This window comes from Amycolatopsis tucumanensis (assembly GCF_021654135.1).
GTDB lineage: Bacteria > Actinomycetota > Actinomycetes > Mycobacteriales > Pseudonocardiaceae > Amycolatopsis_E > Amycolatopsis_E tucumanensis.
The window spans coordinates 1-10,695 of the sequence record NZ_JAKGSD010000104.1 but is presented as its reverse complement, the minus strand read 5'-3'; the positions used below and the strand labels follow the sequence as shown (position 1 = coordinate 10,695).

The 10,695-nt window shown below is 67.3% G+C and carries 8 protein-coding genes and 1 pseudogene; 3 read left to right on the top strand and 6 right to left on the bottom strand.

Going from position 1 to position 10,695, the window contains the following annotated elements; genetic code table 11:
* Nucleotides 1-499: 499 nt before the first annotated feature.
* Nucleotides 500-1,018, top strand: a complete 519-nt coding sequence (locus L2C96_RS43450) for a copper resistance CopC family protein (RefSeq protein ID WP_237340225.1) — start codon at nt 500-502, stop codon at nt 1,016-1,018.
* A 160-nt stretch (nt 1,019-1,178) separates the two neighbouring features.
* Here the strand turns inward: L2C96_RS43450 and L2C96_RS43445 are convergent, their stop codons facing one another.
* The 3 genes from L2C96_RS43445 to L2C96_RS43435 form a co-directional block, all read right to left on the bottom strand.
* Entirely contained in the window at nt 1,179-2,690 is a 1,512-nt protein-coding gene (locus L2C96_RS43445) for a SulP family inorganic anion transporter (RefSeq protein WP_237340224.1), read from the bottom strand.
* 15 nt (nt 2,691-2,705) lie between these two features.
* On the bottom strand, nt 2,706-3,299 hold the full coding sequence (locus L2C96_RS43440) for a carbonic anhydrase (RefSeq protein ID WP_237340223.1): 594 nt from the start codon (nt 3,297-3,299) through the stop codon (nt 2,706-2,708).
* 78 nt (nt 3,300-3,377) lie between these two features.
* Nucleotides 3,378-3,758, bottom strand: coding sequence for a hypothetical protein (locus L2C96_RS43435; protein ID WP_237340222.1), 381 nt, complete (start codon nt 3,756-3,758; stop codon nt 3,378-3,380).
* Between the two features lie 330 nt (nt 3,759-4,088).
* Between L2C96_RS43435 and L2C96_RS43430 the strand changes: the two are divergent.
* Nucleotides 4,089-5,472: pseudogene (locus tag L2C96_RS43430) on the top strand (IS1380 family transposase).
* A 292-nt stretch (nt 5,473-5,764) separates the two neighbouring features.
* Here L2C96_RS43430 and L2C96_RS43425 read toward each other — a convergent pair.
* The gene (locus L2C96_RS43425) at nt 5,765-6,439 is read right to left on the bottom strand and encodes a DUF305 domain-containing protein (protein ID WP_237340221.1); all 675 of its coding nucleotides are present in this window, start codon (nt 6,437-6,439) and stop codon (nt 5,765-5,767) included.
* Entirely contained in the window at nt 6,436-7,173 is a 738-nt protein-coding gene (locus L2C96_RS43420) for a thioredoxin-like domain-containing protein (protein ID WP_237340220.1), read from the bottom strand. The genes L2C96_RS43425 and L2C96_RS43420 overlap by 4 nt, the downstream gene beginning before the upstream one ends.
* 357 nt (nt 7,174-7,530) lie before the next feature.
* Here L2C96_RS43420 and L2C96_RS43415 point away from each other — a divergent pair, with 357 nt between their 5' ends.
* Nucleotides 7,531-8,481 carry a M56 family metallopeptidase gene (locus L2C96_RS43415; protein WP_237340219.1) on the top strand — a complete coding sequence of 317 codons (951 nt, stop codon included), beginning with the start codon at nt 7,531-7,533 and terminating at the stop codon, nt 8,479-8,481.
* 167 nt (nt 8,482-8,648) lie between these two features.
* On the opposite strand, the gene L2C96_RS43410 is transcribed toward L2C96_RS43415, so the two are convergent.
* Nucleotides 8,649-10,637, bottom strand: a complete 1,989-nt coding sequence (locus L2C96_RS43410) for a bifunctional copper resistance protein CopD/cytochrome c oxidase assembly protein (protein ID WP_237340218.1) — start codon at nt 10,635-10,637, stop codon at nt 8,649-8,651.
* Nucleotides 10,638-10,695: the final 58 nt, after the last annotated feature.

The following is a 10,695-nucleotide window of genomic DNA, read 5'->3' as shown; positions in this document are numbered from 1 at the left end:
GATCGCGGTGGTGGTCCGACACGCCGAGCCCGCCGGTCTTGCATGAGGGCTCGAAAGCCCCAGAGGTGCTCAGGCATGGCACTCGCGCGGCGGACCACCACCGCCGACATCGCGTCGACCGGTCTCCCGTTAGGACTCAAGTCCAGAAAGGGGCAAGGCCTGCGCGATGCCGAGCAGGGTGAACAGCCCGCCGGGACCCCCGAGCTGCCGCTCTTTTTCGAGACCTCAGTGGGTCAGGTAACGGGGAGGCTTTCACCGGTCCCAGCGGGCTGTTCGAGATTCATTAGGTAACGGGGGAACCCGCAGATCCGCGAACGTACCGCCCAAGGCGACGGCACCTGGCGCAACACCGGCCTCCTCGAAGCGCGCAACAACATCAACTAGGTGAACCGGGGTCCGCAGGTCTGGCATAAGGCGCCCGCCGTCCGGCGACGACAACGATCGCGCCTAGTACGCTCCCACGAGCGGATGACGCGACGAAGGCAACGGAGATCGGAAGATGAAACGAATCCTGCTCGCGCTGGCGGCGAGCGCACTGGCCATGCTCGTCGCGGCACCTCCGGCACTGGCACATACCGGTTTGCTGAGCAGCGACCCGGCCGAAGGTGACGGGCTTTCAACTCCGCCTCAGCAGATCCGGCTCAACTTCAATAACTCGATGAACGCTGAGGTCAGCACCGTCGCCATCACCGGCCCTGGAGGTTCCCAGGGGCAGGTCGGCAAATTGACAGTCGAGGGCACTGCGCTGACGGCCCCCGTCCAGGCGACGGGTCCGGCCGGTGAGTACACGCTCGGTTACCGCGTCTTGTCGGAGGACGGTCATCCAGTGACAGGCGCGGTGCGCTTCACTTTGACCGCTGCGGCGTTGGTGGCACCGGCGAGCACCGGTGCCCCCATCCCCACTGTGACGTCGACAGCGACCGCCGCATCGGCGGTTGGTACCGCAGCCGCCAGCAGTCAGCAAGCCGGGATGCCGGTCTGGGCTGGGTCGTTCTCGCGGTTGTGCTCGTTGGTTTGATCAGCGTGGCGGCCATCTGGTTCGGCCGGCCGGCGAGCGCCAAGAAGAGGTGACCTACCACCTTCGGCGCCTGAGGTGGGGCGGGCCCACGGGGTGGCGCTCGCCTGACGTTGATCGGCGAAACTGGAGCGACGACGTCGTCACCCCAGCTCCGAACGGGTCAGTCAGCCAGTTGAGGAGGCATCGCCGTGTGGACGTGCGCGGCTGTCTTCTCGCGTTGGGCCGTCCACGTTTCGAGGGTGAGGCGGGTGGCGTGATCGAGGTGTCGCAAATCGGTCAGGTCCAGGTGCACCCGGTCGGCTTGCGGTACCTTGTCCAAACTCCGCAGGATCTGAGGCAGGCGCAGGAACGTGGCGTTGCCGCGCATGTGAACGTGCACCCGTCCATCCTCCGGATGCGACCAACCGACTGCGACGTGCGACAACCGCCAAGCGGCAAGCAGAATCGCCAGCGCCAGACCGGCCAGGACGCCTGACAACATGTCGACACTGGCGATCGTGGCGGCCGTGACGATCGTGACAGCCGCCTCGGCCCGATCGTGGCGGACGGCTCGTACCAGCTTGACGGGATCGAGTAGCTTCCAGCCGGCGTGCGCCAGCAAGGCCGCCAGCGCCGGGAGCGGAATCAGGCTGACCACGTCGGGAAGGACCACCACGAACACCAGCAACCACACACCGTGCAGCACCGCGGACGCCTTCGTGCGCGCGCCCGCTTGGACGTTGGTCGAGCTCCGCACGATGACCGCCGTCATCGGCAATGCACCAAGCGCTCCACTGACCACGTTGCCGGCGCCCTGGGCTATCAACTCCGCGTTGTAGCGGGTCGGCGGACCCTCGTGCATGCGGTCCACGGCGGCGGCGCTGAACAGGCTTTCAGCGGAAGCGACGAGCGCGATGGTCAACACCGTACCGAGAACCGCGGGGTCGGTGATCAAGCCGATCTGGCTCGGCCCAGGCACGTCCAGCGCCGTGAGGATTGAGTCCACTTGCACCTTGCTCACAGGCACCGCGAACACGGCCGCGAGCAGCGCCGCACAGGCGACAGCAACCAGCGCGCCGGGTACGGCCCGCCAGGGGGCAGGAAGGCGAGCCCACAGCACCATGATGGCCAGGGTGAGCGTCCCGAAACCGACTGACCAAGCAGCACCGGCGTCCGCGCCGGGTCCCGTGATCAAACCGGGCAACTGGGCGATCTTGTCCGCGGTGTCCGTCGGCGACCGCGTGCCGAACAGCGGGTAGAGCTGGCCGAGGATCAGCACCAGACCGATTCCGGCGAGCATCCCCTGAACGACCGACGGCGAGATCGCTTGGAACCAGGTGCCCAGCCGGAGGATGCCGAGCAGGATCTGCACCAGGCCGGCACCTGCGACGAGCACGCCCAGCGCGGCCAGTCCGTGCTTCTCGACGGCATCGGCGACCAGCACAGTCAAGCCGGCCGCCGGTCCGCTGACTTGGAGACTGCTGCCGGGTAACGCCCCGGCGACCAGGCCGCCGACGATCCCGGTGACGATGCCCAGCTCGGCCGGGACACCGGAAGCCACCGCGACGCCGACACAAAGAGGGAGCGCGACCAGGAATACCACCAGCGAGGCACGGAAGTCCGACACCAAGCCACGCAGCCGATCGAGGGTGGAACGTTTCGCCGGTCGTTTCGGGTGGGTTTCGGTTGTCATTCAAGGCGCCTTCCGTCAGAGTTCCCGGAACGACGGCCTGCCGCCGTCATCCGTCCAAGCGGACACGGCGCCGCTGCCGATGTCGTAGAACCAGCAGTGGAACATCAGGTCCCCGCGTTCGACCCGATCACGCACTACAGCGATCTCGCCGAGAGCGGCGAACTGAGCGAGCAGGTGTCGCTGCTCGAGGCCCCGGCGGCTGTCGAGGGCGTCACCGGGCTGCCATCGAACCGTCCTCGCGAGCCACCGCCCCAGCACCGGTAGTCGCCCCGTGTCAACGCCGCCGGTTACGGCGGCGACTGCGCCGCGTCCGCTGTGGTCGCACAGGATGATGTCGGCGATGCCCAGCATGGTGACCGCGAACTCGATCGTCGCGATCTCGCTGGTTGGGCTATCGGCGGCGGAACCCGCAGGAATGATGTTGCCCGCGGTGCGCAATTCGAACACGTCGCCTGGGCGAGCACCGGTGATGGCTGCAGGGACGATCCGGGCATCGGAACAAGTGATGAACATGGCAACGGGCTGCTGGCCGCATGCCAACTGCTCGCGAAGCGGGTCGTCGATCGTTCTGTGGGCGCGCGCATGCGCCACGAGGTCGTGAAAGGCCACGTGCGAAGTCTCTTTCCGTGTATCAAGCTAATCTGGAGCCACGCGATGCACTGTCGCTTCAGGACAGTGGCACCGGGATCAGATCCGGAACACCTGGAGTTGAGTGACGGTTCTGGACGCTGCGGGCAAGGTCGTGACCCCGGACCGACCGAGCTGACACGAAATTACCGAACCGCTTGCCACCGCATTGGAAACGATGCCGACGGCATAGTTGGGGGCGGCCGCCTGGGACAACACCGGGGCAGCCGCGGGAGTTTGCTCGCAGGAAGAATGCCAGGGCAACGGAGAATCGTGGTCGGCAGGCGCGACCACGGGCACCGTCACCGTCGCCATTGCCGAAGCAGATACCTCCACGGTCTCGTCGTGGACCGCCGCGAACAGGAGGGACATCGCGGCGACGAACAGTAGGAGGCCCCGCAGCGGCGCGTACCGGTTCACAAGGCTGGACTGCGGCACCACGTCGGCATCCTTTCCGGCAAAGGCGACTCCCAGCGAGCCAACATCGAGATTACCGAACCCACGGTGATCTTTCTGTTACCTCAATCGAAAGAGTGGGTATCAGCCGCCGCATTGCCGATGTCGTTGGCTGCTGCGCCTGCTCGGGAAAGGACACGACTGCGACCTGAGATCGACGCGCCTCTATGCGGTGATCTACTAGCCACATTAGCCTCGCGTTTTCACGGTGGCTGGGCGTGGGGGCTGTGTCGTGCAGAGAGAAAGGTGCTCTGAGCTGCAAGAATATGACTTGCTGAGGGTCATGTTCGAGCGAGTTCGAGGAGCACCTTTCTGGTGTTGAAGTCTACTGGTCCTTACCCGTCGTTGGCGGTTGACACTGCGGGAAGCGGTGTCGTGTCGCAGGCCGGGGCGGTCACGCTGTTGCGGACGGCGGAGACGACGGGTCTGACCGCGGCGCTGTCGGCGGCGTTGTTGCCGTGGCGTAAGCCGTTGGCCATGCATGATCCGGGCAAGATCGTGCTCGATCTCGCTGTAGCGGTGGCGCTGGGCGGGGACTGTCTGTCCGATATTGGTCTGCTGCGGGCCGAGCTGGGTGTGTTCGGGCAGGTGGCCTCGGACCCGACCGTGTCCCGGCTGCTGTCCATGCTGGCTGGCGACGCGGGGAAGGTGGTGACAGCCATCCGGGCGGCGCGGGCCGCGGCTCGCGCGGTGGCGTGGGACCGGGCCGGTGACCGCGCCCCCGATCACGGTGTTGATACCGGTGATCCGCTCGTCATCGACCTGGATGCCACGTTGGTGACCGCGCACTCGGACAAGGAACGAGCCGCACCGAACTTCAAGCAGGGGTACGGGTTTCACCCGCTGGGCGCGTGGGCCGACCACGGCACCGAAGGGACCGGTGAGCCGCTGGTAATGATGTTGCGGCCGGGCAACGCCGGTTCCAACACCGCGGCCGATCACCAGCAGGTGCTGGCGGCTGCGTTGGCGCAGTTACCGTCCCAGCCGGGGTATCGGGTCGGCCGGAAAGTGTTGGTGCGCACCGATTCCGGTGGCGGCACGCACGAGTTCGTGCGGTACTGCCATAACCGGCGGCTGCAGTATTCGGTCGGGTTCACCCTCACCACGATCACCGCCGCCGCGGTCGACCGGATTCCCCAGCACGTGTGGACACCCGCCTACAACGCTGGCGGCACAGTCCGGGACGGGGCGTGGGTGGCCGAGCTGACCGGGTTGATCGATCTCACCGGCTGGCCTCCCGGGATGCGGGTGATCGTGCGCGCCGAACGCCCGCACCCCGGCGCGCAACTGCGGTTCACCGACCGCAACGGGCTGCGGCTGACCGCGTTCGCCACCAATACCACCCGCGGCCAACTACCGGACCTTGAGCTGCGGCACCGTCGCCGCGCCCGCTGCGAGGACCGGGATTCGTGCTGCGAAGGACACCGGACTGCGGAATCTGCCGCTACACGGTTTCGACGCCAACCGGATCTGGATCGAGATCATCTGCTGCGCCACAGAACTCACCGCCTGGCTGCAAATGTTGGCCCTGCACGACCAGCCCGCGCGCCGCTGGGAACCCAAACGGCTGCGTCTGCGGCTGTTCTCCGCCGCCGCCCGACTGGCCCGCCACGCCCGACAAACCCGACTCCGCTTCGCCGCGCACTGGCCCTGGACCGGCCCGATCACCACCGCGCTGGCCCGCCTGCACCCCGGCTGACCAGCAACAACCCTCCCCTACGACCAGCGAAAGGACACTCATCCGGGCCCGTGGAACCCCGGCAGCCAGCCCGCTGAACGGGCCACCAACCACGCCCACCGACCACAAGCACCGTCGAAAAACCCAATCCGAAGGCGTTCAGGCCAGCACGTCAGCCGCACGAAACATCCGGGTTAGTGGTGTTCCTGTCGCCGCGTAATAGGGTGTCGTAGACCGCGCAGGCGCGGTCTACGGCTTCCCCTGGGCCGACCCGTCAGCTCGGGTACGAGCGCGGCGCCACTCCTGGAGGAGTTCAGGGCGCGGGAAGCGGCTGCGCGTTGCGCTCCGAAAGCATCGAGCCGATGGTCCGCACCTCGGCGGTCTGGCTGTTGACGATGTTCTCGGCAAGGGTCTTGACCGCCGGCGTCGTCGCGTTCTGCGCGGCGAAGCTCGCCATCGCCGAGCCGCCCTGGTGGTGCCGCCCCATCAACTGCAGGAAGAAGACGTCGAACTCGGCACCGCTCAAGGAGCGCAGTCTGCCCAGTTCCGCGCTCGTCGCCATGCCCGGCATGAGCGCGCCGGATTGTGCCCCGGGCATCGCCATCCCGGTGTGGGTCTGCGCCGGCATCCAGCCCATGACCTGTCCCGGCGCCTGCTCTTGCGCGCCCCACAGGACGAGCCAGCCCTTCATTCGGCCGATCTGTTCCAGCTGGCTGGTCTCGATGTCGAAGGCCAGCTGCCGGACCGCGGAGTCGGTGCTGCATTCCCGGGCGAGAGTAGCCATCTGCACAGCTTGCAGATGGTGTGTCGACATGTCCTGCGCGAACCCGGTGTCCACGATTCCAGGTTCGTCACCCCTCGAGGACTGTTGTCCCAGGAACAGGCCGCCCGCCGCACCGACCAGAACGGCGGCGATCAACGCGGTCACCCTCAGCACGAGCCGGTTCACCCGGCCGCGCTGCGGCGGAGGCGTGTCGTCCGAGGTCATCGGTCCTCCCCCGCGCCAGTCACCGGAACCGCATCCGGAGCCGGCGGATCGCCGACGAACGGCGGCAGGCTGTCCCGGTCGAACTGGCCGTTCATCGTGTCGCAAGTGGCCCCCGCCTCCGGATAGGTGTTGGGGTTGGTGCGCAACACCTGGATGAACTGGTCGATCCGCGGGTCGTCGGCGCTGTCCAGCTTGAGCTGGTGCCCCCAGGATTGCACCGAGATCGGCATGTCCAGACCTGGATAAGGTGACATCATCGTGTAGTTCCGACCTTCGACCCGGGCGCGCAGCTGGTCCAGGGCCTCACCGCTGATCCGGTCGGGGTTGTAGGCGATCCACACCGCACCGTGTTCCAAGCCGTGCACCATGTTCTCCGTACGCACTGCGCCGCCGTACACGGTTCCACTGCAATCTGCCCAGGTTGCGTCGTGTGCGCCACCGATCGGCGGGCTCTGTTCGTAGGCGACTCGCTGCATCGCCCGTACGTGCTGACCCGCCGGGTAGTCCTTCTTCAGCACGCCGGCGATCCGGCCCGACGGATCCCTGTTGTCCTCGGACGGCGTCCACGCCGACAACGCGTCCTGTCGATCCTTCTTCGCCGAGAGCTGCGTGTACGCGTAACCGAACACGACCGCCGCGAGGCCGATGACAGCGACCACCGCGATGGCCGTCACCCAGGGGAACGACTTCCGGGTCATGACCGTACGCGCGGGTTTCGCCTCGCGCTTGGTCATCAAGATCACCTCGCCGTAGATGCACTAAATCACATAGTAGTTGATGGCCCGTTCCGCCCGGATGCCGCCCGCCGGCCTACACGACGACTCCCGGACTGCCACATCGGCGGCCGGGAGCAATGCGGATGGTGACGGTCAGCGCGCAAGTTCAACGGCCGGTATCGTCTACTGGCGTCGAGGTCACCCTGGAGGTGCAATGCCGCGATTCGGGGGCAGGAACAGCGTGGCCACCCCTCTCTGCACCGGCGGGGCCCAGGTAGCCCGTCGGCTCCGAACACTGCCCGCGCAGGCACTGACGCGGTCCCTCCACCTTTCCTCCGACGAGGATGGCGACCGCGAGAAGGCGGGCCCGCGATCATGATCGCGGGCGCAGCTCTCCTCGCCGGCATGCTGGCCGCCGGATGGCTGCTGCCACATCCGCTCGCGTGGGCACTTCGCCGTCACCACGACCCGGTCTCGCTCATCCTATGGTGGTTGCTGTCGATGACCGGAGTGCTGCTCTCCGGGATGGCCGGCGTGGTGATGATGGTAACACCGGTCCACGCGGCCGCGGGAGCCGTGCTGGCGGCGTTGCACCAGGACTGGGGACCACTACACCAGTCGTTGCGGCCCGACGAGTTGATCGCGGGTGCCGGGGCCACGCTACTGCTGTCGGTCGCCATGATTCACTGGCTGGTTGCCGGCTGGCGCCAGGTGCGTCGCCGGATCCGGCGGCGGCGCGAGAACATCGCGGCATTGCGGCTCGTGGCAGACCGACACGCCGGCTCCCCCACCACCCTGTGGCTCCGGCACGAACAACCCCTCGCGTTCAGCATAGGTGGCCGCTCAGGCCTGATTGTGGCGACAGACGGTCTCACCCGGGCCTTACCTGAGCGCGCAGTGGCGGCGGTACTAGCCCATGAACGGGCCCATCTGCGTGGGCGCCACCACCTGATCGTCGCTCTCGCGGACCTGCTGGGAGCAGCCGCGCCGTTCGTACCGCTGTTCCGCCAAGCCACCTCGGTTGTGCGGGTTCTCGTCGAACTCGCCGCGGACGAGGAGGCCGCCCGCCACCACGGTGCCGCCGCGGTGCGAACGGCGCTCGCCGTGGTCAGCCGCACTCCGGCCCCCGGCTACGGTTTGGGAATGGCGGGCGGCCTCATTCGCCTTCGCCTCGCCCACCTCGACCAGCTCGCTCGCGCGCATCGACCCCTTTCGCGAGCACTGGCGCGCATCGTCGTCTCCGTGACCGCGGTGGCCCTGCCTTTCCTCGTCGGGGTCACAAGCCTGATGACGATCGCCTTGATCTGCACCGCGGCCAACCTTTGATGACTCACACGGCGGACGGACACCCGAGGGCGGCACGGGCCGCCGGGAAGGCGAGGCCCGTGCCACCCTCGCCGGCAGGGGAACAACCGGCACGGTGCGTAGTATCGACGAATCGCGCTCGCCACGACGCATACTAGGTTCTTTAGTAGAAGCGGACAAGAGGCCGATCATCTTCCGGATTCGCGTCGTCCGCTCAGCTGCTTGAGCATCGCGTTGTACGCGGCGAGGTCAGCGTCACCGCTGGCCTCCTCGCGGCGATCCAGCCGGCGGGCTTCACGTGCATCGGAGCGCGACCATTGGATGAACAGGGCGACGAGGACGACGAAGACCGGCAGTTCACCTCCAGCCCAGGCGAGGCCGCCCCCGAGGCGCTGGTCGGCGAGCAGGTTCGGCACCCAGGGAAGGGCAAGTTGCTCGTAGAAGAGGGATCCCAGCACGGTCTGTCGGTTCATCATCGCGACGCCGAAGAAGGCATGGAACGGCAGCGCGGCGAAGACGAGCCCGAGTCGGCCGACTGCGGGGAGTCGACGTGGGGCGGGGTCGATGCCGATCGCGACCCAGTAGAACAGGTATCCGGTCAGCAGGAAGTGGGCGTTCATCGCCAGGTGTGCCCAGTGGTCGTCCAGCGCGGCACTAAACAGATCCGAGAAGTACAGCCCGTAGAAGGAACTCACGAAGAGCGCGAGAGCCACGACCGGATGGGTGAGGACACGAGTGAGCCGCGAGTGCACCAGGGCCAGCAGCCACTCCCGCGCCCCTGGCGGATTGTCCTGGCGGGCGGGCGGAATCGCCCGGAGTGCCAGTGTCACGGGACCGCCGAGCACCAGCAGGACAGGGACGATCATGGTGAGCAGCATGTGTGCGACCATGTGGACGCTGAACATGGCCGGTGCGTAGCGCCCGATTCCGGACGAGGTCGCGATCAGCAGCATGAAGCACCCGGCGAGCCATGCCGCCGTCCTGCCCCAAGGCCACTGGATCCCACGTCGCCGCAGCCGCCGCACGCCGGCGAGGTAGAGCCCGGCGAGGACGAGCGGCAAGATACCGTAAATCAGATCGAACCGCCAGTCGAACAGCAGCCTCGCGACCGTCGGCGGCCCGCCGAGGTTGTAGCCGATCAGCACTTCCATCCGGGTCGGGTTGACAGCAGACTCCTGTGGTGGCGGTGTGCGGGACAGTGCCACGGCGACGCCGACGGTGACGAACATGATCAGGATCTCGACCACAGCCAGCTGCACCAGGCGGCCACTGCCGGCACCGTCGCTCACTGCCCGGATACCATGCCGTCGCTGCTGGTGCCCGAACACCCCGAGGATCAGCAGCGCGGCGATCTTTCCGATCAGCAGGAGACCGTAGTCGGAGGTGAGCAGGTCAGCCGGCGCGATACGAACGAGTGCGTTGATCGCCCCAGAAGCCGCCATGACGATCCAGCAGATCAGCGCGAGCTTCGAGTACCGTCGCGTGGCGAGCCCGAGATGCGGGCTGCCGCGCCAGCCCAACCCCAGGATCGCGACCAGCCCGCCGACCCACAGCGCGGCACCGGCCACGTGGTAGAGCAGGCTGTTGGTGGCGACGTCATGCGCCCCACCGGCGGCCGAGTGCCCGGTCACGGCAATCGGCACGAGACCCGCCAAGGCGACGAAGAACAGAACCGCGGACCACTTCCACGCCAGCGTCAGGTGGCAGCCGACTGCCACCATAAGCGCGATCAGGGCTGTGATTAGCCACGCTTTGGGCTGCTCGATCACGTCGAGAAGCTCGAGCAGGCCGGCCGGCGCCAGCACTTCGGCGACCGGCCGCCCCGCGCCATCTGCGGCGGAGAAGTACATCGAGGCCAGTGCTCCCGCAAACCAGCTCCAGGCGGCCAGAAGCGCGACACGAAGTCCCGCATATCCGTCCGGCGCCACCGTGCCGGACTTTTGTGGTGGCACGAGGAACGCCACTTGGAGCAAAGCGCCGATGCACACCACCGCCGCGGCGTCGGCGACGACCTTCGCCACGACCACCCCGTAGCGGGTTACCACCCCGGGGTCGGACAGACCGGCGATGGCGTAGTCCGCCGCACCGGCCAGCGACACCAGGCCCACCGCGACGACGGTCGCGATCAGGAAATTGACAACCAGGAACGAGAGGGCCCTGGTGTATGCGGTTGTCATCGTTCGCTCGCGTTGTCCTGGTCGTGGTCGCCCGGGATGACCGCGTCGGTGAGGGCCT

What these genes read in the sequence shown, in the direction of transcription:
- L2C96_RS43445 (WP_237340224.1), bottom strand. Translation starts at nt 2,690, where the DNA reads ATGACAACCGAAACCCACCCGAAACGACCGGCGAAACGTTCCACCCTC.
- L2C96_RS43415 (WP_237340219.1), top strand. Translation starts at nt 7,531, where the DNA reads ATGATCGCGGGCGCAGCTCTCCTCGCCGGCATGCTGGCCGCCGGATGG.
- L2C96_RS43450 (WP_237340225.1), top strand. Translation starts at nt 500, where the DNA reads ATGAAACGAATCCTGCTCGCGCTGGCGGCGAGCGCACTGGCCATGCTC.
- L2C96_RS43420 (WP_237340220.1), bottom strand. Translation starts at nt 7,173, where the DNA reads ATGACCAAGCGCGAGGCGAAACCCGCGCGTACGGTCATGACCCGGAAG.
- L2C96_RS43410 (WP_237340218.1), bottom strand. Translation starts at nt 10,637, where the DNA reads ATGACAACCGCATACACCAGGGCCCTCTCGTTCCTGGTTGTCAATTTC.
- L2C96_RS43425 (WP_237340221.1), bottom strand. Translation starts at nt 6,439, where the DNA reads ATGACCTCGGACGACACGCCTCCGCCGCAGCGCGGCCGGGTGAACCGG.